The organism is Agromyces sp. GL_144, assembly GCF_057834305.1.
Genome location: NZ_CM174399.1, coordinates 3,068,045 through 3,093,982 on the forward strand (window position 1 = coordinate 3,068,045; position 25,938 = coordinate 3,093,982).

Annotated in this window: 23 protein-coding genes; 7 read left to right on the forward strand and 16 right to left on the reverse strand. The window is 71.7% G+C overall.

Annotated features, from left to right (window positions below; translation table 11 throughout):
* Positions 1-110 precede the first annotated feature (110 nt).
* The 4 genes from AC3IPY_RS14040 to AC3IPY_RS14055 all read right to left on the reverse strand — a co-directional run bounded on the left by AC3IPY_RS14040 (position 111) and on the right by AC3IPY_RS14055 (position 4,708).
* Complete coding sequence (locus tag AC3IPY_RS14040) at positions 111-1,484, reverse strand: LCP family protein (RefSeq protein ID WP_489184895.1); 1,374 nt, start codon at positions 1,482-1,484, stop codon at positions 111-113.
* Positions 1,481-1,948, reverse strand: coding sequence for a 5-(carboxyamino)imidazole ribonucleotide mutase (purE, locus tag AC3IPY_RS14045; RefSeq protein ID WP_489188339.1), 468 nt, complete (start codon positions 1,946-1,948; stop codon positions 1,481-1,483). The genes AC3IPY_RS14040 and purE overlap by 4 nt, the downstream gene beginning before the upstream one ends.
* 45 nt (positions 1,949-1,993) lie before the next feature.
* Positions 1,994-2,650, reverse strand: a complete 657-nt coding sequence (locus AC3IPY_RS14050) for a hypothetical protein (protein ID WP_489184896.1) — start codon at positions 2,648-2,650, stop codon at positions 1,994-1,996.
* Positions 2,651-3,616: 966 nt separating this feature from the next.
* The gene (locus AC3IPY_RS14055; protein ID WP_489188340.1) at positions 3,617-4,708 is read right to left on the reverse strand and encodes a 5-(carboxyamino)imidazole ribonucleotide synthase; all 1,092 of its coding nucleotides are present in this window, start codon (positions 4,706-4,708) and stop codon (positions 3,617-3,619) included.
* Positions 4,709-4,856: 148 nt separating this feature from the next.
* On the opposite strand from AC3IPY_RS14055, the gene AC3IPY_RS14060 reads away from it, so the two are divergent.
* Positions 4,857-5,549, forward strand: coding sequence for a GtrA family protein (locus tag AC3IPY_RS14060; protein ID WP_489184897.1), 693 nt, complete (start codon positions 4,857-4,859; stop codon positions 5,547-5,549).
* Here the strand turns inward: AC3IPY_RS14060 and AC3IPY_RS14065 are convergent.
* From AC3IPY_RS14065 to AC3IPY_RS14075, 3 genes are all read right to left on the reverse strand, one after another.
* Positions 5,531-6,352 carry a DarT ssDNA thymidine ADP-ribosyltransferase family protein gene (locus AC3IPY_RS14065; protein WP_489184898.1) on the reverse strand — a complete coding sequence of 274 codons (822 nt, stop codon included), beginning with the start codon at positions 6,350-6,352 and terminating at the stop codon, positions 5,531-5,533. The two genes, AC3IPY_RS14060 and AC3IPY_RS14065, sit on opposite strands and share 19 nt — an antisense overlap.
* Positions 6,353-6,596: 244 nt before the next feature.
* Complete coding sequence (locus AC3IPY_RS14070; protein WP_489184899.1) at positions 6,597-7,295, reverse strand: PH domain-containing protein; 699 nt, start codon at positions 7,293-7,295, stop codon at positions 6,597-6,599.
* Positions 7,296-7,302: 7 nt separating this feature from the next.
* Positions 7,303-8,175, reverse strand: a complete 873-nt coding sequence (locus AC3IPY_RS14075; protein WP_489184900.1) for a biotin--[acetyl-CoA-carboxylase] ligase — start codon at positions 8,173-8,175, stop codon at positions 7,303-7,305.
* Positions 8,176-8,259: 84 nt separating this feature from the next.
* Here AC3IPY_RS14075 and AC3IPY_RS14080 point away from each other — a divergent pair, with 84 nt between their 5' ends.
* On the forward strand, positions 8,260-9,882 hold the full coding sequence (locus AC3IPY_RS14080) for an acyl-CoA carboxylase subunit beta (protein WP_489184901.1): 1,623 nt from the start codon (positions 8,260-8,262) through the stop codon (positions 9,880-9,882).
* Between the two features lie 7 nt (positions 9,883-9,889).
* Complete coding sequence (locus AC3IPY_RS14085; protein ID WP_489184902.1) at positions 9,890-10,141, forward strand: acyl-CoA carboxylase epsilon subunit; 252 nt, start codon at positions 9,890-9,892, stop codon at positions 10,139-10,141.
* 559 nt (positions 10,142-10,700) lie between these two features.
* On the opposite strand, the gene AC3IPY_RS14090 is transcribed toward AC3IPY_RS14085, so the two are convergent.
* Genes AC3IPY_RS14090 through AC3IPY_RS14105 form a run of 4 tightly spaced genes read right to left on the reverse strand, consistent with a single transcriptional unit; the run spans position 10,701 to position 15,065 of the window.
* The gene (locus AC3IPY_RS14090) at positions 10,701-11,711 is read right to left on the reverse strand and encodes a hypothetical protein (RefSeq protein WP_489184903.1); all 1,011 of its coding nucleotides are present in this window, start codon (positions 11,709-11,711) and stop codon (positions 10,701-10,703) included.
* A complete protein-coding gene (locus AC3IPY_RS14095) occupies positions 11,708-12,943 on the reverse strand; it encodes a sensor histidine kinase (protein WP_489184904.1) in 1,236 nt (411 codons plus the stop codon). Before AC3IPY_RS14095 ends, AC3IPY_RS14090 begins: the two co-directional genes overlap by 4 nt.
* Positions 12,930-13,622 (reverse strand): response regulator transcription factor, encoded by a 693-nt coding sequence (locus AC3IPY_RS14100; RefSeq protein ID WP_489184905.1) that lies wholly within the window; start codon positions 13,620-13,622, stop codon positions 12,930-12,932. The genes AC3IPY_RS14095 and AC3IPY_RS14100 overlap by 14 nt, the downstream gene beginning before the upstream one ends.
* Positions 13,623-13,640: 18 nt before the next feature.
* Positions 13,641-15,065: a class I SAM-dependent RNA methyltransferase gene (locus tag AC3IPY_RS14105; protein WP_489184906.1), complete on the reverse strand. Its 1,425-nt coding sequence runs from the start codon at positions 15,063-15,065 to the stop codon at positions 13,641-13,643.
* Positions 15,066-15,110: 45 nt separating this feature from the next.
* Here AC3IPY_RS14105 and AC3IPY_RS14110 point away from each other — a divergent pair, with 45 nt between their 5' ends.
* Together AC3IPY_RS14110 and AC3IPY_RS14115 are read left to right on the forward strand one after the other, a co-directional pair.
* Positions 15,111-15,749 carry a Maf family protein gene (locus tag AC3IPY_RS14110; protein WP_489184907.1) on the forward strand — a complete coding sequence of 213 codons (639 nt, stop codon included), beginning with the start codon at positions 15,111-15,113 and terminating at the stop codon, positions 15,747-15,749.
* A gap of 127 nt (positions 15,750-15,876) precedes the next feature.
* The gene (locus AC3IPY_RS14115) at positions 15,877-17,673 is read left to right on the forward strand and encodes an acetyl/propionyl/methylcrotonyl-CoA carboxylase subunit alpha (RefSeq protein ID WP_489184908.1); all 1,797 of its coding nucleotides are present in this window, start codon (positions 15,877-15,879) and stop codon (positions 17,671-17,673) included.
* A gap of 203 nt (positions 17,674-17,876) precedes the next feature.
* On the opposite strand, the gene AC3IPY_RS14120 is transcribed toward AC3IPY_RS14115, so the two are convergent.
* The 3 genes from AC3IPY_RS14120 to AC3IPY_RS14130 all read right to left on the reverse strand — a co-directional run bounded on the left by AC3IPY_RS14120 (position 17,877) and on the right by AC3IPY_RS14130 (position 22,086).
* Complete coding sequence (locus tag AC3IPY_RS14120; RefSeq protein WP_489184909.1) at positions 17,877-18,821, reverse strand: DUF559 domain-containing protein; 945 nt, start codon at positions 18,819-18,821, stop codon at positions 17,877-17,879.
* Positions 18,822-19,047: 226 nt separating this feature from the next.
* Positions 19,048-20,553 (reverse strand): APC family permease, encoded by a 1,506-nt coding sequence (locus AC3IPY_RS14125; RefSeq protein WP_489184910.1) that lies wholly within the window; start codon positions 20,551-20,553, stop codon positions 19,048-19,050.
* 102 nt (positions 20,554-20,655) lie between these two features.
* A complete protein-coding gene (locus AC3IPY_RS14130) occupies positions 20,656-22,086 on the reverse strand; it encodes an NAD(P)H-quinone dehydrogenase (protein ID WP_489184911.1) in 1,431 nt (476 codons plus the stop codon).
* A gap of 85 nt (positions 22,087-22,171) precedes the next feature.
* Here AC3IPY_RS14130 and AC3IPY_RS14135 point away from each other — a divergent pair, with 85 nt between their 5' ends.
* Positions 22,172-22,999, forward strand: a complete 828-nt coding sequence (locus AC3IPY_RS14135; protein ID WP_489184912.1) for a purine-nucleoside phosphorylase — start codon at positions 22,172-22,174, stop codon at positions 22,997-22,999.
* 10 nt (positions 23,000-23,009) lie between these two features.
* The gene (locus tag AC3IPY_RS14140) at positions 23,010-24,749 is read left to right on the forward strand and encodes a phospho-sugar mutase (RefSeq protein ID WP_489184913.1); all 1,740 of its coding nucleotides are present in this window, start codon (positions 23,010-23,012) and stop codon (positions 24,747-24,749) included.
* A 246-nt stretch (positions 24,750-24,995) separates the two neighbouring features.
* On the opposite strand, the gene AC3IPY_RS14145 is transcribed toward AC3IPY_RS14140, so the two are convergent.
* Positions 24,996-25,280 carry a PTS sugar transporter subunit IIB gene (locus AC3IPY_RS14145; protein WP_489184914.1) on the reverse strand — a complete coding sequence of 95 codons (285 nt, stop codon included), beginning with the start codon at positions 25,278-25,280 and terminating at the stop codon, positions 24,996-24,998.
* Entirely contained in the window at positions 25,277-25,819 is a 543-nt protein-coding gene (locus tag AC3IPY_RS14150; RefSeq protein ID WP_489184915.1) for a PTS sugar transporter subunit IIA, read from the reverse strand. Before AC3IPY_RS14150 ends, AC3IPY_RS14145 begins: the two co-directional genes overlap by 4 nt.
* Between the last annotated feature and the right edge of the window lie 119 nt (positions 25,820-25,938).

Consider the following 25,938-nt stretch of genomic DNA (forward strand, 5'->3'; position numbering starts at 1 on the left):
GGCGGCGCGCCTGCGCGGCCGACGCGCCGCGTGCGCCTGCACGCCCGGTTCGCCTCGACCCGACGCACGCCGCACGCCGGCCCTGAGCAGGCGACGCTCGGCCCGAACGGTCAGCCTTCTTCGGGCTCCGCCGTCGGCGGCGTGAGCGCCTCGTCGATGAGCTGACGCACGTACTCGTAGTCGGGATCTTCAGCCGAGTCGACGCCGTTGTCGGGCGTCAGCGGCACCGTGATGACCGGCAGGTCCTTCGTCTTCATGCCGAGGTTCACGAAGTAGCCGAGCATCGACTGCGGGATGTCGGTCTTCACGGTGTCGGCTCCGGCCGCCGCGACGCCCTGGAACTGCGTGAGCACGTTCGCGGGCGTGAACTGCTGCAGGATCGCCGCCTCGAGGTTGTGCTGTCGCTGCATCCGCTCGTAATCGCCGCCGGCGACGCCGTATCGTGCCCGCCCGTACCAGAGCGCGTGGTAGCCGTTGAGGTGCTGCTGGCCGGGCTCGATCCAGCCGTCGACGCCGTTGTTGTCTTCGTCGCCGCCGATCGGGATGCGCGTCTCGACGTTGATGTCGATGCCGCCGAGTGCGTCGATGAGTTGCTCGAAGCCCTGCATGTCGATGAGCACGTAGTACTGGATCGTGAGGCCGGTGATGCCCTCGGCGGCATCGCGCATGCCCTCGATGCCAGGTTCGCTGTTCCGGTCGACGGCGTCGGGGTACATCTCGGGCGACTTCAGCTCGACCTCGGTGTAGATCGAGTTGAGCTGGCACACGTCGACCTCGCAGCCGTCGATGGCGCCGTAGCCCTCTGGGTACACCTGGTACAGGGGCGAGTCCTCTGGGAAGGGCACGTCGACGAAGTCGCGCGGCAACCCGATGGTGACGGCCTGGCCGGTCTCGGCGTCGATGCTGACGACGCTCATGCTGTCTGGGCGCATGCCGTCGCGGTCGGGGCCCGCATCACCGCCGAGCAGGAGGATGTTGTACCGGCCGTCGACGGGCGGTACGCTCGGCCCGCTCGCGAAGACCGACGAGATCAGGCCGCTCGCGGTCGTCGCGAAGTACGCACCGTATGCTGCAGTGCCCGAGAGCACGACCATCACGGCCACCGACAGCAGTGCGACCCAGGGGCGCGCCGTCGGTGCGGTCTTGATCAGGCGAACGAGCCGCAGCGTGTCGAGGGTGAGCACGACCCAGAGCACGGCGTAGAACACGAGCATCGCGGCCAGGACCCACAGCGCGATGCTGTTGGAGATCACCGTGTACAGCACGGTCGGCCACAGGAGCCACGTGACGAGGGCGAGCACCGCGAGCGCCCAGAGCGTCAGCGTCGCACCGAGGCCGAACCGGCCCAGTCGGCGGTCGCCGGCGAGCACCTGCACCGACCCCGGGATGAGCAGGTTCAGTGCGACGAGCCACCAGGCACGACGGGTCATGACCGTGCGCGAGGCGGCATCGGGGAACCGGATCGGGCTTGCGGCGAGGGTCATCGGGTCGACTTCAACCGTTCGTTCTTCTCTTCGACCAGTGCGGCGAGCGCCTCGGCGTATGCGGCGAGCGCGTCGGCGAGTGCGGGGTCGGATGCCCCGAGCACGCGCACCGCGTAGAGGCCGGCGTTCTTCGCCCCGCCGATGGCCATGGTCGCGACGGGGATGCCGCCGGGCATCTGCACGATGGAGAGCAGCGAGTCGAGCCCGTCGAGTCGCGACAACGGCACCGGCACGCCGATGACGGGAAGCGTCGTGACCGACGCGAGCATGCCGGGCAGGTGCGCCGCACCGCCGGCGCCGGCGATGATGACCTTGATGCCGCGAGCGGCCGCCTGCTTGCCGTAGGCGATCATCTTCTCGGGCGTGCGGTGCGCCGAGAGCACCTCGACCTCGTGCGCGACGCCGAACTCGTCGAGCACGGCGGATGCCTCGCGCATCACGTTCCAGTCGGAGTCGGAACCCATCACGACGCCCACGAGCGGGCCGGTTGCTGCAGTCACCCGACGATCTTAGGATGCCCGGCTGGCAGATCGCCGCAGGGCGCGCACGGGCCGCGCGACCCGCCCGAACCGCGCGCATGCGCCGACCCGCCCGCATGCCGCACCCGAGCGCATCGCGCCCCGCCGCAAGCCACACCCGCGCGCGTCGCGACCGCCCGCGCTTCGGAGCGGAACGGACTCAGCGCGCAGAAGCGCCAGCCCCTCGGGGTTCGAGAAGGCGAGCCCGGTCGCCGAGACGACCTCGACGCGCACGCCCAGGATCTCGCGCGCAAGATCGGCGAGCAACGGCGCGGCCCCGCCGCCCATGATGATGTCGGTCTCGGCGAGCATCTCGACGAGCTCGAGGTCGTCCGCGTCGCCGCCATCACCGGCGTGATCGGCATCGCCGCGGCCATCGCCCTTCGCCACGGCTCCGATGAGTCGGACATCGGATGCCCCATGGCGCTCGAACACCCGCAACAGGTCGTCACGCCGCAACGTGATGCGCTGACGCACCGGGAGCTCGAGGTACGGCCGCCGCTCGCTGCCGCGCGGCGGCATCCGGGTCGCCGCGTACGCGGCGACCGCCGACGCGAGCACCTGTTTCTTCGTCGTGCCGAGCAGGTATGCCAGGTCGCTCACCAACCTGCCGGTCTCCGCGTCGACCTTGATCGAGCGTTCGTTCATCTCGTCTCCTCCTCATACTGTGCGGATCGATGCTGTGCGGATTGTTGCGGTGCGCGTTCGACACGGCGCACATTCGACGCGGCGCGCGCCCGCCGGCTGGTGTCCACGTGCGGTACAAGCGGGGCACAGATGCGTGCGGCGTGCGCGGGGCTGGGCTGGCCGGACCGGCGGGCGGGTCGGGACGGACGGCGGGTCGGGACGGACGGACGGGCGGGTCGGGACGGACGAGACGGGACCGGACTGGACTGGACTGGACTGGACTGGACTGAACTGAACTGGACTGGACTGGACTGGATGAGGGAGCGGGCGGGGGTTCGTTCCGAAACACGGTGCCGAAGTGCCGAGGGCCGGCCGTGGAGCCTCGGCTGTTCTGACGACAACTCTGCCTTCGCCGACGTCGCGCGATGCGCTTTCGTCCCCCGCGGTGCAGAACCCCGAGGTCGTGGCGGCTGGGGAGGAGAAGTCACGCGGGTCGAAAGGGGATCCCAGTCTGAATCTCGGTGCCAAAGTGCCAAAGTGCCAAAGTCGCGAAGTGCCGACAGCTCTCAGCGTGACTCCCCTGCCCGGCGGGGCCGACGGGAGGCTGGCCGCACCGGAGGGTTCGGTTCTCAGAACCGGTGCCAACGTGCCAAAGTGCCAAAGTGCCAAAGTGCCAAAGTGCCAAAGTGCCAACGATTCTCAGAGTGGATCCCTCTCACCGTGGAGCCGCCCGTGTCCGGTGAACGACGCCCGGACGGCGCGGGTCGGAACTTGGGTGCGTCGCCGCAAATGCACCAGGGAAGTGGCCAACCGGCAGTGCGGCCGGCACCGTGCGTGCGGCGCAGCGGCCAACCGTCGGCGCGGCCGGCACCATGCGTGCGGCACAGTGCGTGCGGCACAGCGGGCAGCCGGCGGCGCGGAGCACCGTGCGTGCGGCGCAGCCCGGCGACGGCGACGGCGGGGCGGGGCGGTGCGGGCGGGGCGGGCTCAGTCTTGGAACGCCGCCGCGGCCGCGCGGGCCTCGTAGACGACCTGGTCGAGGTCGTCGCCGACGACGGTGACGTGTCCGACCTTGCGGCCGGGGCGCGGCGCCTTGCCGTAGTTGTGCAGCTTGGCCGTGGGGTGCTCGGCGAGGGCGCGCTCGTAGCGGTCGGCGAGCGTTCCCTCGACCGGCCCGCCGAGCACGTTGACCATGACCGACCAGTCGGCGTGCGTGCCGGTGCCGCCGAGCGGCAGGTCGAGCACGGCCCGCAGGTGCTGCTCGAACTGGCCGGTCGTGGACCCGTCCATGGACCAGTGGCCGCTGTTGTGCGGGCGCATCGCGAGCTCGTTGACGAGGATGCGCTCGTCGGTCGTCTCGAAGAGCTCGACCGCCATGACGCCGGTGACGCCGACGCCCTCGGCGACCGCGAACGCGATCTCGGCGGCGACCTCGGACATTCGCCCGGCGGAGTGCGGCGCCGGGGCGATGACCTCGCTGCAGACGCCGCCGACCTGCACGGTCTCGACGAGCGGCCACGCGACCGTCTCACCCGACGGACGACGGGCGACGAGCTGCGCGAGCTCGCGGCGGAAGTCGACGAGCTCCTCGACGAGCAGCGCTCCCCCTCGGCCGTCTTCGGCGACCGTGGCGAACCACTCGTGCACCTCGGCGGCGTTGCGCACCACCCGCACGCCCTTGCCGTCGTAACCGCCGCGCGGCGTCTTCACGACCGCCCGCCCGCCGTGCGCCTCGATGAAGGCGTCGAGGTCGGCCGCGCTCTCGACCCTGGCCCAGTCGGGCACGGGCAGGCCGAGCTCGGAGAGCCGCTCGCGCATGAGCAGCTTGTCCTGCGCGAAGCGCAGCGGGTCGGGGCCGGGGTGCACGGCGACACCGGCGTCGACGAGGCCGCGCAGCACGTCTTGGGGCACATGCTCGTGGTCGAAGGTGATGACGTCGACCTCGCGCGCGAACGCGAGCACGGTGTCGAGGTCGGTGTAGTCGCCGACGCGGTCGGCGGCGATGGCCGCGGACATGCCCTCGGCCTCGGCGAGCACGCGGATGTCGACACCGAGCTCGATGGCCGCGGGGATCATCATCCGGGCGAGCTGTCCGCCGCCGATCACTCCGACTCGCACGCGGCCGCTCCTTCTGATCACGATCGATTCGGCCCTGAGGAGAGCCGGGCCGCCGACGCGGCACTCATCCGTTCAGTCTAGGCGGCAAGCCACGGCATAGGATGTGCCGGTGTCCAGCCGAACGCCGAGCCCCTCCCGATCGGGCGGCGCACGCGGCGAGGGCGGCGCGAGCGGCGCCGACGCCGCCGACGCCGGCGGCACGAGCAAGGCCACCGGAGGCGGCATCCTGTCTCGGCTCTGGGACGGACTGCTCGCCTACGCGCTGAAGTTCGGCGTGGTCGGCCTCATCGGCCTCGTGATCGACGTCCTGCTCTTCAACCTGCTGCGTCTCGGCGTGTTCGGCGACGACCACTGGGCGCAGTCCGCCATCGGCGCGAAGACGATCTCGACGAGCGTCGCGATCATCTTCAACTGGCTCGGCAACCGGTACTGGACCTTCCGCAACCACCGCAGGCGCAATTACCTGCGCGAGTTCGGCGAGTACGTCGTCGTCTCCATCGGCGGCATGCTCATCGCCCTCGGCTGCCTGTGGATCAGCCACCACTGGCTCGGCTACACGAGCCTCGTCGCCGACAACATCGCCACGAACGTCGTGGGGCTCGCACTCGGCACCGCGTTCCGGTTCATCCTGTACCGGTACTGGGTGTTCGGGCACCACCGTTCAGACGGGCTCTCGAACCTCGCCAGGGTCGAGGAGGCGCAGCGAACGCTCTTCGAAGAACCCGGTGCCGAGGCATCCGGCCCCGAGAACCCGGAACCCGGTGAGGCGGATGCCTCGACCGATCAGTCCTCGACGACCTGACCGCCGGCGGGCTGGAACCACGGCGGATACACCGCGACGCGCGTCGTGAGCCCGACGGCGTCGAGCGCGGCCTTGACCCGGTCGCGCACGCGGTCGTTGGCGACGGCGACGAGGCGCACCCGTTCGATCGGCAGGCATTCGCGCACGAGGAACTCCGCGGCGAGCAGCTGCGCGCCCTCGTCTTCGCGGTGCAGCCGTCGCAGCGAGCGCAGCACGTCGGACCATTCCGAGGCCGAGACCGACCCGACGGCCGCGACGTCCTTCTCGGTGATCGCGACGGCGCCGACGTCTTCAGTGCGCGCGCCGACCGCGGCGGCGATGTCGGTCACGAAGAGCACGTGGTCGGATGCCGGGCGTGCGACGGCCTCGTCGGCCAGCCGCGGATCGGGTGAACCGGTGCGCAGGGCCTCCCAGAAGTGCGCGTCGGTCGAGAGCAGGAACGGCACGTAGTCGGCGACGACCTCGTCGGTGCCCTCGACGGGCGCCGTGCGGCGGTACTCCCTCGCGGCGGGCGCGGCCACGTCGACCTCGGGCTTCGCGCCCGCGGCATCCGCGAGGATCGCACCCTCGCCGAGGATCGACGCGAGGTTCTCGATATGCGTCACGTGGTAGATGCGCACGGTCTTCGGGTCGATCGGTGCGAGCTCGGCCTGCACGCCGCCGCGGGTTCCGGCCACGCGCGCCGGGGCGCGGCGGGTGCGGGTGACGGTGCCGCCGATGCCGATCGACGAGCGCGGCGTGCGCACCGCGGCGACCACCGGCTTGGGTGCGGGCTCGGGCGGCGGGAAGCACGTGGCGCACATCCCAGCTTCGAAACCGTGCCTGCATTCGTCCACGGGAAACCTCCATAGGGCCGCTCGCACTCGGGGGCGCGCGAGTCAGACGTTCTACGTTACGCCCCGAAACCGAGTGCGGTGTCCGAACCGATCTCGCGGACGGCATCGCGAGCACCGTCTCGAGCACCATCGCGAGCGGATGTCGCGACCGGGTGACCGCCGACCGGGGGCGGTTCGGCGCAGGGCCGATGACGGCCTCGGCTCGCCCGGGTCAGCGACCGCCCCAGGCGACCGTGTCGCCCTCGGGCGCCTCGCGCATCGCGCGCCGGTGCTCCTGCGCGGCGGGGCTCGCCGGATCCATGAGCTCCTGCAGCGCGGCCTGCACGAGTTCGGCCTTCGGCGCGTCCTTGATGACGAGCACGCGGTCGTGCCCGGTGTTGATGCGCACGTCGCCGGAGCCGAACATCGACTGCACCCAGTTCGCGCGCACCTCGACGTCGGTGCCGCGGCTGTTCAGCAGCTCCTGCCGCGTGCGGGAGAACACGCCGTGCCGCAGCACCACCCGCCTCGTGGTGATGGTCGCGCGACGCGTGAGCCACGCGAGGAACGGGAGCAGGCAGCCGACCACGACGAGCAGGGCGCCGCCGACGAGCGCCGCGATCCGCCACGACTCGTCGAGCACACCGAGCGCGTACGTGACGCCGCCGGCGACCGCGATGAGCAGCAGCGCCGGCAGCGTGAGCACCCTCGCGTGCCGGCGGACACGGGCGATGACCCGCTCGGGCGTCGCGGAGGCGAGGGCGGCGGAACCGGTGTACCCGAGCCCTCCCGTCGCGCCGCCCGGCAGCGGGGCGACGCCGCCGGAGGGCGCCTGCCCCGGCCTGGCCGACGGCGGTTGCGCCCTGGCGGGAGCGGGCACTCCGGACTTCGCGGCCCGCTTGGCCGCGCGCGTCTCGGCGCCCTTCGTCATACGCCCATTAATACCGCAGGTGCGTCACATCTCCGGCGGCGACAGCCTGCTCCTCGCCGTTCTCCCGGTCTCGCACGACGAGCCGGCCATCGGCGTCGATGCGCTCGGCGGTGCCGACGAGCTCCCGGTCGCCCGGGAGCTCGACGCGCACATCGGAACCGAGCGTGCCGCAGAGCGAGGAGACCACGGCGGCGATGCCGGAGGCATCCGCATCGCCCCCGCTCGCGGCGAACGCCGCGAACCGCCGCTCGAACGTCTCGAGGTAGTCGGCGAGCACGGCGTCGGCGTCGGGCCGCACCCCTGTTGCGAGCAGCAACGAGGTCGAGGTGAGCGTCGGCAGGTCGTGCTCGTCGAGCGTGAGGTTGAGACCGGCGCCGACGATGACGGCCCCCGTCTCGGGCAGCAGCTCCGAGAGGATGCCGCACACCTTGTATCCCGACACGAGCACGTCGTTCGGCCACTTCAGGCGCACGTCGACGCCGCCCGTGAGGTCGTCGGGGTCCTCGGGCTCGGCCGGGCGCGCCGCGTCGACCGCACGCGTCACGGCCTCGGTCATGGCGGCGCCGGCGATGAGCGGGATCCACCCGTAGGCGTCGGTCGGCAGCGCGGGCACGCCCCCGTCGCCGGCGTCGCCCGGGCCGCCGTGGCCGCCCGGACGCAGCAGCACCGAGATCGCGAGGGTCTTGCCGGTCGGTGCGAGCCAGGTGCGGCCGAGCCGCCCTCGGCCGCTCGTCTGGTCGTCGGTGACGATGACGGAGCCGTGCGGCCAGCCCGAGGCATCCGCCCCCGTCGAGGCCTCGCGGAGCAGGTCGTTCGTCGAGGTCGCGGTGTCGAGGAACTCGAGGCGGGGCGCGACGGCGCGAGACTTCGGAAGGTCCATGCCGACAGTCTCCCAAAGGCGACCCGGGGGAAGACACCATTGCGCGGGCATGATTTGTAGGAATCCGTCAACGAAGTGGGCCGGATGCTCGCCGGTAGAGTGAATCGCGTGACCGATGCGACTGACGGCCCCGACCTGTCCACCACGGCGGGCAAGCTCGCCGACCTCAAGCTGCGCTACCACGAGGCCGTGACGGCCAGTGGCGAGGCGGCGATCGAGAAGCAGCATGCCAAGGGCAAGATGACCGCCCGCGAGCGCATCGCCGAGCTGCTCGACCCCGGCTCGTTCGTCGAGCTCGACGAGTTCGTGCGGCACCGCACGCACGCGTTCGGCATGGAGGCCAAGCGCCCCTACGGCGACGCAGTCGTCACGGGCACCGGCACGATCCACGGGCGCCAGGTCGCCGTGTACTCGCAGGACTTCACCATCTTCGGCGGTTCGCTCGGCGAGGTCGCCGGCGAGAAGATCATCAAGGTCATGGAGCTCGCCATCAAGACGGGCGTGCCGATCATCGGCATCCTCGACTCGGGCGGCGCCCGCATCCAAGAGGGCGTGGTCGCGCTCGGCAAGTACGGCGAGATCTTCCGCCGCAACACCGCGGCCTCCGGCGTCATCCCCCAGATCTCGATCGTCTGCGGCCCGGCCGCGGGCGGCGCGGTGTACTCCCCCGCCCTCACCGACTTCGTCATCATGGTCGACAAGACCAGCCAGATGTTCGTCACCGGCCCCGACGTGATCAAGACCGTCACCGGCGAAGACGTCGGCATGGAGGAGCTCGGCGGCGCGCTCACCCACAACTCGGTCTCGGGCGTCGCGCACTACCTCGCGAGCGACGAGTCCGACGCGCTCGACTACGCGCGCACGCTCATCTCGTTCCTGCCCGACAACAACATGACGGATGCCCCCGTCTACGACACCGAGGCCGAACTCGAGATCACCGACGAGGACCAGCGCCTGAACACGGTCATCCCCGACTCGCCGAACCAGCCGTACGACATGCACACCGTCATCGAGGGCGTCGTCGACCACGGCGACTTCCTCGAGGTGCAGCCGCTGTTCGCGCCCAACATCGTCATCGGGTTCGCCCGCGTCGAGGGTCGCTCGGTCGGCATCATCGCCAACCAGCCCAGCCAGATGGCCGGAACGCTGAACATCGCCGCAGGCGAGAAGGCCTCGCGGTTCGTTCGCTTCTGCGACGCGTTCTCGATCCCGATCATCACGCTGGTCGACGTGCCCGGGTACCTGCCGGGCACCGAGCAGGAGTGGACCGGAGTCATCCGCCGCGGCGCGAAGCTGCTCTACGCCTACGCCGAGGCGACCGTGCCGCTCATCACCGTCATCACGCGCAAGGCCTACGGCGGCGCCTACATCGTCATGGGCTCCAAGCAGCTCGGCGCCGACATCAACCTCGCCTGGCCCACGGCCGAGATCGCCGTCATGGGCGGCCAGGGCGCCGTCAACATCCTCTACCGCGCCGAGATCAAGGCCGCCGAGAACGCCGGCGAAGACGTCGCCGCGGTGCGCACGAAGCTCGCGAACGAGTACACCTACAACGTCGCGTCGCCGTTCCTCGCGGCCGAGCGCGGCGAGCTCGACGGCGTCATCGAGCCGGCGGCCACGCGCGTCGCGATCCTCAAGGCGCTCCGCTCGCTCCGCACGAAGCGCGCGAGCCTGCCGCCCAAGAAGCACGGCAACATCCCCCTGTAGGCCCTCGATGACGACACGAGAAGAACCCAACCCCGAAGCGGATGCCGCGGCGAAGGCCGCCGCCATCCGGTTCGTCACGCGCGACGTCACCGACGAAGAGGCCGCGGCCGTCACCGCGGTGCTCGTCGCGGCGCTCGACGCCCGGGCCGCGTCCACGGCAGCGCCCGCCGACCCGCGACGCGGCGCGTGGGTGCGCAGCTCCGGATCCCTCAGCGCGTTCGACCCCCGCGGCGCACGCTGGGACCGCGAGCGGGCGTAACCCCGCGGCATCCGCGCGGGCTGCGGCATCCGGACGCCAGCGGCATCCGCCCGCCCGCGGCATCCGCCACCCCGCGGCATCCGCCACCCCGCGGCATCCGCCCGCCCATTCGCGTCACGAATTCAGGACTGCGACGACTTCCTCGGCGTGTCGGCCCGGCCGGGGGCGGCGTGTCGCACGTGCGACCTGAGTCGTCGACGGCACGCACATGCAGACCGCCGACGAAGAGCGTGTCGCCGAGACTCCGAATCGGGCAGCATGGTCGACCGTGTCCCCCGCCGGTGTCCCCCGAAATGCTGACTATGCCGCGTGCGCGGTCTGGGTGACGATAGTCATGCAGGCTCCCTCAGGGAGCTGCCACCCTCGTCGGTCGGGTAACCGACGAGTGGTTGGGGGCGAGTCAGGGCGATATTCGGGTTGTCGCCGTGACTCGGGCTTGATGGGGGGTCGATCATCGATCGGCCCCCCACCTTCATGAAGCCCCATCCCCACCACACGAGGGATGAGGCTTGATCTCCTGGAGCACGCCGGCCTCCGGGCGCGCTCGATCGGCCGGTGGTCAGGCGTCGCGCGGGATCTCGAGCCAGAACTCCACGTCGAGGTCGTCGGGATCCTCGAGCTGCGCACCGGGCACGGGCTCGACGAGGCCGACCACCGTCACCGCGGCGGTCGAGGTCTCCGCGGCAGTGCGGGCGATGATGCGATCGGCCCTCGACATGGCGATCGCCTCCGCGAGCCGGCCGAGCACGCGCTCGCGGTCGTCGTCGGCGAGTTCGTCGATGCCGCCCTCGTCGAGCAGGGTGACCGTCGCACCGCGTTCGCGCGCCCGCTGCACCTGCGTGCGCACGTCGTCGGTCAGCAGCATCCGCCCTCGGATCTCGTCGCGGATGGCCGCCTCGAGGATGCGGCACTCCTGGCGTTGCGAGGGCGTGAGCACGCCGCCGCGATCGGCGATGCGGCGCAGCATCGGTGCCGCGATGCGGTTCGTCTGCGCGAGTCGCGCACGCCCCTCGAACAGGTGCGCGTCCTGTGCGGCCTGCCACTCGGCGGCCTCGCGTTCGGCCTGGGCGTAGCGCCGGGTCTCCCTCGCGGCGGTGCCGAGCGCCGCGGCGAGCATGTGCGCGATCGCGACCCACGCGATGCTGCCGATGACGCCGAGCTCTCCGAGTGCGAACGGCCCGGACCAGACGACGGTCTGCACCGCGAGGGCGATGACGCCGAGCCACGCGGCCAGGATCTGCCGTCGCGCCGCCGCGATCGTCATGAGCGTGCCGACGGCGGCCACGTACCAGGTCGCGTAGCCGTTGGACTCCGCCGGGTCGAGCTGGCTCGTCACGAGCAGCGGCAGCACGATGCTGACGGCGAGGTCGAACGCCGCCAGCCAGTCGGGCATGCGTGCCCGCGAGCCCACCGTCAGGCTCGCGACCGTCGCGATCACGTACAGCGCGAGGGCGGCGACCGTCGGCCACGGACTGGCCGGAACCTCGATCGAGGTGATGGCGAGCATCACGTGGTACGCCGAGAACAGCGCCGCGAGCACCAGCAGCAACCAGCGCGGGATCGCGATCATCGGCCCGCCTCCACGCCCGCGGGCCAGAGCAGGGTCACGGTCGTGCCGTGGCCCTCGGCCGAGTCGATGCGGGCGGCTCCTCCGGCATTCGCCATGCGCTCCATGATCGAGACGCGCACGCCGAGCCGTTCGACCGGGATGCGGTCCACGTCGAACCCGATGCCGGTGTCGGCGACCTCGATGATGCATCCGCCGGCCCGGATGCCTCGCACCCGCACCTCGCGGCGCACGACGTGCCCCCCGCCCTCGGCGTGCTGCATGCTGTTGACCATGGCCTGCACGGCGGCCGTGGAGAGGGCATCGGCCGCCTCGACCGGGATCTCGACGCCGCCCGTGTTCACGACCCGCACGGTGAACGCCACCGCGAACGTCGCGAGCGCGGCGCGCAGCCGTCGCACGAGATGCGGCAGTCCCACCCGGTCGTCGACCTGCGGCCAGCCGACGCCCGCCTCGTCGAGGCGGCGCACCGCGTCACGTGCCATGCGCGCCGCCAGCGCCTGCTCGTCGGGCGTGCCGGCGGCGGCCGCGGAGAGCAGCGTCGTCAGCACGCTGTCGTGCACGAGCGCGTCGACCTTCGCCCGCTCGAGCTCGGAGGCGTGCAGCCGCACCGCCGACTCGTAGCGCTCGAGGGCGGCCTCCTGGGCGACGTCGACGGCCCTCGCGGCATTGCGGAGCATCGTCACGATGATCAGCACCACGGCGCCGAGGATGAGGGCGTACACGGCGTCGAGGATCGCGAGCTGGACCTCCGCCCCGCCGCCGGCCGGCAGGAGCCGCACGACGCCGTACATGGCCGGGACGAGCACCGTGTAGGCGATCGCCCAGGGGGTGGGCAGGGCGACGACGGCCGCCGTCGTCGCCACGGTGCACAGGAAGTACAACCAGGGCGGCGAGTCGGCGACCACCGCGAGGTCGACGACGATCAACGGCCACGCGAGGATCGCCCCGGCGTAGAGCACCGCGAAGATGAGGGCGGCGCTGCGCACCGCGACCTTGGTGACCGCCGCGAGCGCCACCGCGATGATGGAGCCGTACAGCACGGCGACGAGCGCGACCCCTGCGCCCGGGCGCAGCCCCTCGCTCTGCGTCAGCGCGAGCGGGAGCGCCTGCGCGCCGAACACGATGCCGAAGATGCCGAGGGCGCGGGCCGCGACGGTCTCGACCTGTTCGCGGGTGACCGCGGTGCGGCGTCGGGTGCTCGCACGCGCGATGCGCGTCTCAGCGGCGGGCATCCCCGCCGTCACCGTCGAGCCCGGGGAGGATGCCGTCTTCGACGGCCCGACGCAGCAGGTCGACCTTGGTCGGGGCCGGGCGGCCGACCTCGACGTACTTGGCGCGGATGCGGTCGAGGTACTCCCTCGCCGTGGAGTGCGCGATGCCGAGCTGCATCGCGACCGCCTTCAACGGCAGCCCCGACGCGTAGAGGTGCAGCACGTCGTGCTCGCGCCGCCCGAGCTGCGCCTTCGCGAACTCGCGGTCGGCCTCGATGGCGCTGGCCCACTCGACGTTGTTCAGCACGTCGCCGCGCGCGACCGTGGCGATGGCCGCGATGACCGACGACATGGGCGACGCCTTCGGGATCACCCCGGCGGCGCCGGCGGCGAGCGCCTCGCGCACGGCGGCGACCCGGTCGGCGATGCTGTGCACGAGCACGGCGCTGCCGGTCGCGAGCACCGAGCGCACGTTGTCGGTCACGCTGGACCCGTCGCCGAGCGAGAGGTCGAGCACGACCACGTCGCAGCGACCGCGGTCGAGCGCGGCGAGCGCGGTCAGCAGCTCCGGCACGTCGGCGGTGTCGGCGACGACGGCGTAGCCGGCGTCGCGGCACGCCGCGCGGAGTCCGAGTCGGACCGCTTCGTGGTCATCGACGATCGCGACCGTTGCGACCGCATCTGCTTCTGGGCCCGGCACGGCACCCCCTTCCGTCAGTCACACGATAGCGGCCAGTCGGGCCACGGCCTCGACATGGTGCGTGTTCGGGAAGAGGTCGAACGCCTCGAGGTGCTCGAGTTCGTAGCCGCGCTCGCGCAGCAGTCCCACGTCGCGGGCGAGCGCGACGGGGTCGCAGGCGACGTACACGAGCTGGGCCGGTCTGAGCGCGGCGAGCCGATCGACGACCTCACGGCCGGCGCCCGACCGCGGCGGATCGAGCACGACGGTCGCCTCGCGCAGTCGGGCGCGCTCCCCCGCGCCCGCGGCGCCCTCGACCTCGGCCTCGAGCTCGGCGAGGAAGCGGTCGACCCGCGCGGTCACGGCGCGCGCGCCGATCCAGTCGGCGAGGTTCGCGCCCGCGTGCCCGGTCGCGCGTTCGTCGGACTCGACGCTCGTGATGCGCACGGTGTCGCCGAATCGGTCGCCGACGGCGGCGGCGAGCAGGCCCACCCCGCCGTAGAGGTCGAGGTTCGCGGCGCGCGGGTCGAAGCGGTCGCCGTCGACGGCGGCCTGCACGGCGCGCGTCAGCGTCGCGGCGGCTCCGCGGTGCACCTGCCAGAACCCGTCGCGGTCGACGGCGAAGCGACGGTCGCCCACGATCTCGGTCGTGACCGGGCGCTCGCCACGCGGCATCCGCTCGCCGTCGCCGACGACGAGTTGCGCGTCGGCGCCGCTCGGGGCGACGAGGTCGATCGAGACGGCCCCCGGGAAGCGCTCGGCCAGCGGTGCGAGCGCGGCGAGCGCGTCGACCGCGAGGGGCACGGATGCCACGGGCACGACCGTGTGGCTGCGCGCGGCGTAGGGCCCCACGGTGCCGTCCTCGGCGACGTGCAGGCGCACCCGCGTGCGCCACCCGGTGCCGTCGGCGCGCACGCCCGGCGCGAGGGCGGGATCGACGGCCTGCACCACGACCTCGCGTTCGACGCCGCCGAAGCGCGCCAGCGCATCGCGCAGCACCTCGGCCTTCAGTGCCCGCTGCCGCTCGGGGGCGATATGGCCGAACTCGGCGCCTCCGGCGCGACGCTCGGGAGCGCGGTCGACCGATGCCTCGGCCCACACATGCGGCACCCGGTCGGGCGAGGCCTCGAGCACCTCGACCGTGTCGGCGCGCCAGAAGCGTTCGTGCGAGGCATCCGCGACCCTGGCCTTCACGCGCTCGCCCGGGATCGCGTCGGCGACGAAGACGACCCGGCCCTCGTGGTGGGCGACGGCGATGCCGCCGTGCGCGATGCGCTCGACCTCGAGGTCGAGCACGGGGCCGTCGGTGCGGACGGGCGCGGGCGTGCGACCGCGGGTGGTCTTGCGCTCGGGGCGCGCGCCGCGCTCGGCCGGCTGCGCGCTCGCCTGCTTCGGGGAGCGCTGGGCGGGTCGCCCGCCCCGTCTGGCGGAGTTCGAACGGTCGGGGCGCTGCGGTCGGGGCATGCCTCGAGCATTCCACAGCCCGCCTGTGAGCGGCAGGATGGTCGCATGCGCCTCTACCTCGCCTCGACCTCCCCCGCACGACTCGCGACCCTGCGCGCCGCCGGCATCGAGCCGGTCGCGATCTCGCCTGGGGTCGACGAAGACGCGGTGGTCGCCGCGCGCGAGCGCGAGCACGGCCCACTCGAGGCATCCGCGCTGGTGCAGCTGCTGGCGCAGGCCAAGGCCGAGGCCGTCGTCGGAGCCTCCGTCGACGGCGAGCCCATCGACGGGCTCATCCTGGGCGGCGACTCGGCCTTCCTCGTCGGCGGGCGCATCCACGGCAAGCCGCACCTCCCCGAGGTCGCGAAGGCGCGCTGGCTCGAGCAGAACGGCGCCCACGGCGACCTCTGGTCGGGCCACTGGCTCATCGACCACCGCGGCGGACGCGTGCACGGCGCGGTCGGGCGAGCGGATGTCGCGACCGTGCGTTTCGCGGCCCTCGACGAGGCCGAGATCGACGCCTACGTCGCCTCGGGCGAACCGCTGCTCGTCGCCGGGGCGTTCACCGTCGACAGCCTCGGCGGGCCCTTCATCCGCCGGGTCGAGGGTGACCCGTCGACCGTCGTCGGCCTCTCGCTCTCGACACTGCGCGACCTCGTGCGCGAGCTCGGGGTGGCGTGGCCGTCACTCTGGAATCGGGGCTGACGGGCCGGCCTGGCAGGTCGCGGCATCCGCTCGGCTCACGGTCTTTGTCGACACCCGAAAGGGTCGAGCCCCTTTCTTGTGGACTCGACCCAAAGGCAATGCGCGATCGCTGAATAGGCTGAATGTCATGCCGCGTATCACGAAGGTCCTCATCGCCAACCGCGGAGAGATCGCCGTCCGCATCATCCGGGCCGCCCGCGACGCCGGAATCGCGTCGGTCGCGGTCTACGCCGACCAGGACCGCGACGCGCGCCACTCCAAGCTCGCCGACGAGGCCTACGCCCTCGAGGGTTCCACGAGCGCCGAGACCTACCTCGTCATCGACAAGCTGCTCTCGATCGCGCGCCGCTCCGGCGCCGACGCGGTGCACCCCGGCTACGGCTTCCTCGCCGAGAACCCCGACTTCGCCCGCGCCGTCATCGCCGCCGGCCTCATCTGGATCGGCCCGTCGCCCGAGGCCATCGAGCGCCTCGGCGACAAGGTCTCCGCGCGGCACGTGGCCGAGAAGGTCGGCGCGCCGCTCGCACCCGGCACCCTCAACCCCGTGGCCGATGCCTCCGAAGTGCTCGACTTCGTCGACGTGCACGGACTGCCGGTGGCCATCAAGGCGGCCTTCGGCGGCGGCGGACGCGGCCTCAAGGTCGCCCGCACCCGCGAAGAGGTGCCCGAGCTCTTCGACTCGGCCACCCGTGAGGCCGTCGCCGCATTCGGCCGCGGAGAGTGCTTCGTCGAGAAGTACCTCGACAAGCCGCGCCACGTCGAGACCCAGTGCCTCGCCGACGCGCACGGCAACGTCGTCGTCATCTCGACCCGCGACTGCTCGCTGCAGCGCCGCCACCAGAAGCTCGTCGAAGAGGCGCCCGCGCCCTTCCTCACCGAGGCGCAGACGGCGCTGCTCTACGAGTCGTCGAAGGCGATCCTCCGCGAGGTCGGGTACGTCGGCGCCGGCACGTGCGAGTTCCTCATCGGTCAAGACGGCACGGTGTCCTTCCTCGAGGTGAACACGCGCCTGCAGGTCGAGCACCCCGTCTCAGAAGAGGTCACCGGCATCGACCTCGTGCGCGAGCAGTTCCGCATCGCCGAGGGCGGCGTGCTCGACTACGCCGACCCCGTGGCCGTCGGGCACTCGATCGAGTTCCGCATCAACGGCGAAGACCCCGGGCGGGGCTTCCTGCCCGCCCCCGGCCCGGTGCACCAGCTGCGCTTCCCGGGCGGTCCCGGCATCCGCATCGACTCCGGCGTCACGTCGGGCGACGTCATCTCCGGCGCGTTCGACTCGCTGCTCGCGAAGCTCATCGTCACGGGCGCGACCCGCCACGACGCCATCGAGCGCGCCCGCCGCGCCCTCGACGAGTTCGAGGTCAACGGCCTGCCGACCGTGCTGCCGTTCCACCGCGACATCGTGCGCAACGAGGCCTTCGCCCCCGCCGGCGACGAGCCCTTCTCGATCTACACCCGCTGGATCGAGACCGAGTACGACAACCGGCTCGAGCCCTGGACCGGCGAGCTCGCCGAAGCCGCCCCCGCAGCCGCGCGCACCAACCTCGTGGTCGAGGTCGGCGGACGGCGCATCGAGGTCACGCTTCCCGCGAAGCTCGCGGGCGCCGGCTCCGGATCGGGCTCGGCCGGCTCCACGGCGACGGCCGGCGCCGCACCCCGCCGTCGCACCGCCTCGCACGCCGCGGGCACCGCGACCGGCGATGCCGTCAAGGCGCCCATGCAGGCGACCGTCGTCAAGGTGGCCGTCGCCGAGGGCGACAAGGTCGTCAAGGGCGACCTCGTGCTCGTGCTCGAGGCCATGAAGATGGAGCAGCCGATCGTCGCCCACAAAGACGGGGTCATCGGGCTCGTCAACGCCGAGGCCGGCGCGACCGTCTCGAGCGGGCACCTGCTGCTCTCGATCGCCGACGCGCCCGCCGCCTGACTTCTGGATTCTGTGCAGAATTCAGGAACATCTGGCGGTTATGCGTCTGGGCTCGCGACGACATCCGCGAGTTTGTGCGGGCGAGAGCGCGCCGGCTCCTGAATTCTGAGCAAGACACGTCACGGCCAGGCCAGCGTGTCGGCTGACCCGCTCGACGAGGCGCACGTCACCTGACGCAGGTGCGCGCACGAGGATGCCGCCGATCAGGCCGCTCTCGAACACAGCCGAAACCCGCCGAGTGCCTCGAGCGCGGCGCGAACCGTGCTTGCCGCGACCGCCGGCTGCTCGAGCACGACCCGCGCGGGAATTCGCACCGTGACGTACCCGAGCCCGAGCAACGCGACGTCGCGAGCACGATCGCGCTCGAACTGCTCCTTCGTCTTGTGGAACTCGTACCCATCGACCTCCACGACGAGACGGGCACCGAGGACGAAGTCGACTCGACCGATCGAATCGAATTCAACCTGCTGCACGAAGCTGATCCCAAGATCGTCCAGCACTTCGATGAGATGCGACTCCGCCCCTGAGCCCGAGTCACGACTGAGCGTCATCGGCCTGAAGTCCAGTGGAGCCACAGAGTCGAGCAGCCGCTGCGCGGCCTTGAGCGTGAGCGCGCCGCTCGCGACCACCGACTCGAACGCCGCGCGCACATCCGCCCGCGGGGCGCAGGCGACGACATCGGTCAACGCCTGGGGCAAGGCCACGCGCCAAGCCGACGCTTCGTCATCACGCGACCCGACCTTCGGGTCGCGCCAATGCAGCACGCAGCGCGTCCCCGCGCGGTCAGGGGTCACGACCGTGACGCCGCCTGCATCGCCGCCTGCGTCGACCGCCTCGCCGCTCGCGTCTCGGCGCACGCGGAGGCGGGCTGCGTTCCGGGGCAGCGTCACGTGCACCTCCCGGCAGGTCCCGCCCCAGAGACCGTGGGAGCGCAGCGCGCTGAGACATCCGAGCCGCCCACCGATACGCACCGCGGCATACGCTTCAACCCCCACCTCGGCGAGCGCATAGTGCCCTTGGCGGATGCGGCGCACCGCACCGGTGCGAACGCCCACGGTGAGCTGGCCGCCGGTCAGTCCCCGCGCGAGCAGCTGGCGGCGGGTTGCGATGCCACCGAATTCCTTGAGCACCTTGGCGAGACGGATCACTCATCGAGCGTCATCGTCTCCCGGGCGTGGCGGCACCCGAAGACCGTAGATGTGAGCGGATGCCTCGCGGACGAGGCTGTTGGGGACGGGACGCGCCCGATGTGCAGCGCCTTCAGCCTTGCAGAATTCAGGAGCAGGCCCGTGGACTTCCCACTGTTTCGGGGGGTAGTCGCAATGACCCCGGCGCATAACCGCGGGATGTTCCTGAATTCTGACTGCCCAAGGGTTAGGGGGTGCCCTGCGGGCTCGGCAGCTCGACCTCGCTGACCTGTCCGAGCCCGAGCCGGGACCGCCGGCGCCCGTAGAGCAGGTAGATCACGAGGCCGATCGCGAGCCAGACGAGGAACCGCACCCAGGTGAGCGTCGTCAGGTTCAGCATGAGCCAGACGCAGAGCACCGCCGAGAGGATCGGCAGCACGGGCGACCACGGCACCCTGAATCCCCGCGGCAGGTCGGGGCGCGTGCGCCGGAGCACGACGATGCCGACGCTCACGAGCACGAAGGCCGAGAGCGTGCCGATGTTGATCATCTCCTCGAGCAGGCCGACGTCGGTGAACGCAGCGACGATGGCGACGACGGATCCGGCGATGATCTGGATGCGCGCCGGCGTCTTCGTGCGCTCCGTCGTCTTCGACAGCCACCGCGGCAGCAGCCCGTCGCGGCTGAGCGCGAAGACGATGCGCGAGAGCCCGAGCAGGATGATCATGATCACCGTCGTGAGTCCGGCGAGCGCGCCGAGGGAGATCACGGCGGACGCCCAGTCCTGGCCGACGAGCCGGAACGCGGTCGCGAGCGAGGGCGTGTCCTCCTCGGCCAGCTCGGTGTACGAGACCATGCCCGTCATGACGATCGAGACGAGTACGTAGAGCAGGGTCACGATGCCCAGTCCGAGGAAGATGCCGCGCGGCAGGCGCTTCTGCGGCTCGCGAACCTCCTCGGCGCTGGTCGCCACGACATCGAACCCGATGAAGGCGAAGAAGACGAGCGCGGCAGCCGAGAGCATGCCGAAGACGCCGTACTGCGCCGGTGCGGCACCCGTCGCCCAGGAGAAGAGCGACTGGGTCCAGACATCCGTCGCGCCACCCTCGGTGGGCACCGCCTCGGGGATGAACGGCGAGAAGTTCGCCGCCTTCACGAAGAAGAACCCGACGACGATGACGAAGAGCACGATCGCGACCTTGATGATCGTGAACACGGCGCCGATGCGTGCCGTGAGCTTCGTGCCGGCGACGAGCAGCGCCGTGAACACCGCGACGATGAGGAACGCCGGCCAGCTCACCTCGAGGCCCCACAGCTCGAACGTGGCCGGGAACGGCAGGCCGAACGCCAGCAGCGCCTCGCCGAGGTAGACGCCCCAGTACTTCGCGAGCACGGCTGCGGCGGTGAAGAGCTCGAGGATGAGGTCCCAGCCGATGATCCACGCGAGCAGCTCGCCCATGGTCGCGTAGGTGAAGGTGTAGGCGCTACCGGCCACGGGCACGGTCGAGGCGAATTCGGCGTAGCACATGATCGCGAGCCCGCACGTGACGGCGGCGAGGATGAACGACAGGATCACCGAAGGCCCCGCGAAGTTGGCCGCCGCCTGCGCGCCCACCGAGAAGATGCCGGCGCCGACCGCGACCGCGATGCCCATGAGCGCGAGGTCCCACGTGCCGAGCGAGCGTTTGAGGCTCCGCTCCTCGTCGTGCGAGTCGGCGATCGAGGACTCGACCGATTTCACGCGCAGGTTCATCGTTGCCCCCCAGTGCACGCCGCCGCCCCCGCGGCGCTGCGCCACCTCAGCGTACGACGTGCATCGCCCGCGCGTCAGCGTACGACGTGCATCGCCCGCGCGTCAGCGTACGACGTGCATCGCCCGCGCGGCATCCGTCAGCGAACCGCTGAGCGAGGGATACACCGGGAACGCCTCGGCGAACTGGTCGACCGTGAGGCGGTGCTCGACGGCGAGCGCGAGCGGGAAGATGAGCTCGGACGCCTTGGGGGCGACGATGACGCCGCCGATGATGGCGCCCGACCCGCTCGACGCGAAGAGCTTGACGAAGCCGTCGCGGATTCCCATCATCTTGGCCCGCGGGTTCGAGGCGAGCGGCAGCTTGTAGACGACGCCGGGCACCACGCCCTCTTCGATCTCGCGCTGGGTCCAGCCGACGGTGGCGATCTCGGGCTGCGTGAAGATGTTCGAGGTGATGTTGCGCAGCTCGGGCGGGTTCACGATGTCGCCCATGGCGTGGAACACCGCGGTGCGCCCCTGCATCGACGCGACCGAGGCGAGCGGCGGGAACGTCGTGCAGTCGCCCGCGGCGTAGATGTTCGGCATCGAGGTGCGCGCCACGCGGTTGACGCGGATGTGGCCCGAATTCGACAGCTGCACGCCGGCCTGCTCGAGCCCGAGGTCGCCCGTGTTCGGCACCGAGCCGACCGCCATGAGGCAGTGCGAGCCGCGCACCTCGCGCCCGTCGGAGAGCGTCGCCACGACCTCGTCGCCGTCGCGCACCACGGACTCGGCGCGGGACTTGTTCATGACCTTCATGCCGTTGCGCTTGAAGACCTTCTCGATGACGGATGCCGCGTCGGCATCTTCGCCCGGAAGCACCTGGTCGCGGCTCGAGATGAGCGTGACCTTCGCGCCCAGCGCCCGGTAGGCGGAGGCGAACTCGGCGCCGGTGACGCCGGATCCGACGACGATGAGGTGCTCGGGCACCTGCTGCAGGTGGTAGAGCTGGGTCCAGGTCAGGATGCGCTGACCGTCGGGCACGGCCGAGGCGAGCACGCGCGGGGTCGCGCCGACCGAGACGACGAGCGTGTCGGCCTCGATGCGGTCGAAGTCGGTGCCGCCCTTGGCGGTCGCGACGATGACGGCGTTCGGCCCGTCGAGACGCCCCTCGCCGTGCACGAGGTTGACGCCCGCGTCGATGAGGTTCGACCGCATGTCGTCGGACTGCTGCGCGGCGAGGCCGAGCAGCCGCTTGTTGACCGCCGCGAGGTTGATGGCGACGTTGGGCTTGACGGCCTTCTCGGAGTCGCCCTTCGCGTAGAACTGCACGCCGAGGTCGGCCGCCTCCTTCACGGCGTTGGAGGCCTCGGCCGTGGCGATGAGGGACTTGGAGGGCACCACGTCGGTGAGCACCGCCGAGCCGCCGACGCCGGCGCGTTCGATGAGGGTGACCTCGGCGCCGAGCTGGGCGCCCGCGAGTGCGGCCTCGTAGCCGCCCGGCCCGCCCCCGAGGACGGCGATGCGTTGGGTGCGCTCGAACTCGTAGGCCATGCTCATATTCTGCCAGTACCGCCGTGCACGGCCTCACACGAGCATCGACCGGTCGTGGCATCCGCTCGCTCATTAGAGTGGTGGGATGACGGATGCAAACGTGCTCGACGACCCCGCCGCAGACCCCTTCGCGATCGCGGCCGACGCGGCCGCCCGCATCGCGGAGCTCACCGGGGTCGAACGCCACGACATCGCCCTCACCCTGGGCAGCGGCTGGGGCCGTGCGGCAGAGCTCATCGGCGAGACGACGCACACCATCGCGGCCACCGAGGTTCCCGGCTTCTCCAAGCCGGCGCTCGAGGGCCACGTCGGCACCCTGCGCTCGGTGCTGCTGCCGAGCGGCAAGCGCGCGCTCGTCATCGGCGCGCGCACGCACTACTACGAGGGCCACGGCGTACGCCGGGTCGTGCACTCGGTGCGCACGGCGGCGGCCACGGGCGCGACCACGATGATCCTCACGAACGGCGCCGGCGGCATCAAGTCGCATTGGAAGCCCGGCACGCCCGTGCTCATCAGCGACCACATCAACCTCACGGCCGACTCGCCGCTCGAGGGCGCCACGTTCATCGACCTCACCGACCTCTACTCGAAGCGGCTCCGCGACCTCGCGCGCACCATCGACCCCGACCTCGACGAGGGCGTCTACTGCCAGTTCCGCGGGCCGCACTACGAGACGCCCGCCGAGGTGCAGATGGCCAAGGCCGTCGGCGGCCACATCGTCGGCATGTCCACCGCGCTCGAGGCCATCGCCGCCCGCCAGGCCGGCATGGAGGTGCTCGGCATGTCACTGATCACCAACCTCGCCGCGGGCATCCAGCAGACGCCGCTGAGCCACGAAGAGGTCATCGAGGCCGGCCGCCTCGCCGAACCCGTGATCTCGTCGCTGCTGGCGAAGATCGTCGCAGAGCTCTAGGAGATTCCGGATGTCGCAGCCAGACGCCTCGACGAACGCCCCGTCCGAGGCTCCCGCCCCGTCCGACGCCGAGCGCATCGCCCTCGCCGAGGCCTGGATCGCACAGGACCCCGACCCCGAGACGCGCGCCGAGCTCGAGCAGCTCATCGCCCGGGTGCAGGGCGGCGACCCCGAGGCATCCGCAGATCTCGCAGACCGCTTCGACCAACGGCTCGCGTTCGGCACGGCGGGCCTGCGCGGCGAGATCGCGGCCGGCCCGAACCGCATGAACCGGGTGCTGGTCTCGCAGGCCGCCGCCGGCCTCGCGGCGTACCTGCTCGAGCGGGCGACCGACGAGGCGCCGTCGGCCGTCATCGGCTACGACGGGCGCCGCAACTCCGCCGTGTTCGCGCGCGACACCGCTGAGATCCTCGCGGGCGCGGGCGTGCGGGCGATCCTGCTGCCTCGCCTGCTGCCGACGCCGGTGCTCGCGTTCGCCGTGCGGCACCTCGACACCTCGGCCGGCGTCATGGTCACCGCCTCGCACAACCCGCCGAACGACAACGGCTACAAGGTGTACCTCGGCGGGCCCGACCACGGCTCGCAGATCGTGTCGCCCGCCGATGCCGAGATCGCGGCGCACATCACGGGCGTCGCGGCCACGGCGACCGTCACGGAGCTTCCCCGCGGCGGGTTCGAGACCGCCGAGGAGTCGGTCGTCGACGCCTACGTGCGCCAGACCGCTCACGAGGCCGGGCATGCCCCGGCCGCCCAGCCGAAGGTGGTCTACACGGCCATGCACGGGGTCGGCTGGGAGACCGCCGCCCGGGTGCTCTCAGACGCCGGCTTCGACGCGCCCACGCTCGTCGAGGAGCAGATCGCACCCGACGCCGCATTCCCGACCGTCGCGTTCCCGAACCCCGAAGAACCCGGCGCGATGGACCTCTCCTTTGCGCGGGCGCGCGAGGTGGGCGCCGACCTCATCGTCGCGAACGACCCCGACGCCGACCGGCTCGCGATCGCGATCCCCGACGCCACGGCCGCCGAGGGGTTCCGGCGGCTCACCGGCAACGAGGTCGGCCTGCTGCTCGGCTGGCGGGCCGCACGTCACGCCGCGGGCGCCTCGGGCGACGGCGGACCCGACGGCACGCTCGCGTGCTCGATCGTGTCCTCCCCCGGTCTGGCCGAGATCGCCGACGCCTACGAGCTCGACTTCGAGGCGACGCTCACGGGCTTCAAGTGGATCTCCCGCGCACCGAACCTCGCCTTCGGCTTCGAAGAGGCGCTCGGCTACCTCGTCAACCCCGGCACGGTCCGCGACAAAGACGGCATCTCCGCGGCCGTCGCATTCCTCTCGCTCGCCGCCGAACTGCGCGCCACGGGGCGCACCGTCGCCGATCACCTCGACGAGTTCGTCGAGCGCTTCGGATGCCACGTCTCGAGCCAGATCTCGATCCGCGTCACCGATCTCAGCCGCATCGCCGCCGTCATGGCCCGGCTCAGGGCCGACCCGCCCGCGTCGGTCGGCGGCATCCGCGTCGAGCGCATCGAAGACCTCTCGCACGGCTTCGGCCCGCTCGCGCCCAGCGACGTGCTGCGCTTCGTCATCGAGGGCGGCGCACGCGTCATGGTGCGCCCCAGCGGCACCGAGCCGAAGCTCAAGGTCTACCTCGACGCCGCCGCGCACGACGGCACCGTCGCCGAGCGCCGAGCCGCGGCATCCGCGACCCTCGCGACGCTCGAGGAGGGCATGCGCGAGCTCATCGCCTGACCCGCGGCCGGGGGCGGCTCGGGGTGCCTGCCGCGGCGCGGTCGGCGGCGCGGCGGGGGCGCGGCAGGGGCTCGGCTCGGGGTTCTGCCGGATTCGGACTTTCTGCGACACGCCGACGCCAACGGGCGACACCCCCGGCGTGTCGCCGAATCTCCGAAACGAGCAGAACATGCGCGCGAGCCCAGCCTCACCCGCCGACTGCACAGGCCTCACCCGCAGACTGCGCCGGCGGTCGGGCGGCGAGCGTCAGCCCAGCGATGCCTCGAGCTTGCCGCCGATCTCCTCGACGTCGAAGTAGTTCACGACCTCGATGATCTCGGCGTGGCTGCGACCGAGCGCGGCGCGCACGGCATCGGCGAGCTCGGTCGAGGTCAGCACGACCTGGGCGTCGGATGCCGCGGCCGCGACGGACTCGAGATCGCTGGCGTCGACGGCCGCCGAGATGCCGAGGCGCCCGAGCGCGCGCTCGGCGTTCAGCTTGAGGATGGCGGAGGTGCCGATGCCCGAACCGCAGACCGCGATGATCCTCATGCGCCGGCCCCCTCGGGCCCGTCGGACTGGTCGACCTCATCGGGGCCATCGGGCCCGTCGGACTCATCGTCGCGGATGGGCCCGTCGCCCGCGCCCCCGAGACGCAGCAGCTCGCGCACCTCGTCGGCCGTGGTGGCAGCGGCGATGCGGGCGATGACCCGCTGATCGTTGAAGACGTTCGCGAGGCGTGCGACCGAGGCGACGTGCTCCTCGGCGTTCACGACGGCGAGGCCGATGATGACGCTCACCGGATCGTTGTGCGGGTGGCCGAACTCGACCGGCGTCGCGAGCGTGACGACCGAGAGCCCCTCGTGGAGCACGTCGGGGCCGGGGCGGGCGTGGGCCAGCGCGAGTCCGGGGGCGATCACGACGTAGGCGCCGAACTCCTCGATGGCGCCGATCATGCGCTCGGTGTACGTGTCACGCGTCGCGCCGGCCCGGGTGAGCGCCCGCCCGGACTCGCGGACCGCCTGCCGCCAGTCGTCGACGCGCGCGCCGAGGAGCACGGCTTCGTCGGGAAGCGACGGTGTCGTCGTCATGGGTGGATCCGTTCAGCACTGGGGTCGTGCGTGGTCGTGTCATGGGTCGAGTCGTGGATGCCGGTCGGGTCGGCGGCCTCGGCCGGTTCGGCGTCGCGGCGACCCGGGAGGCCTGGTCG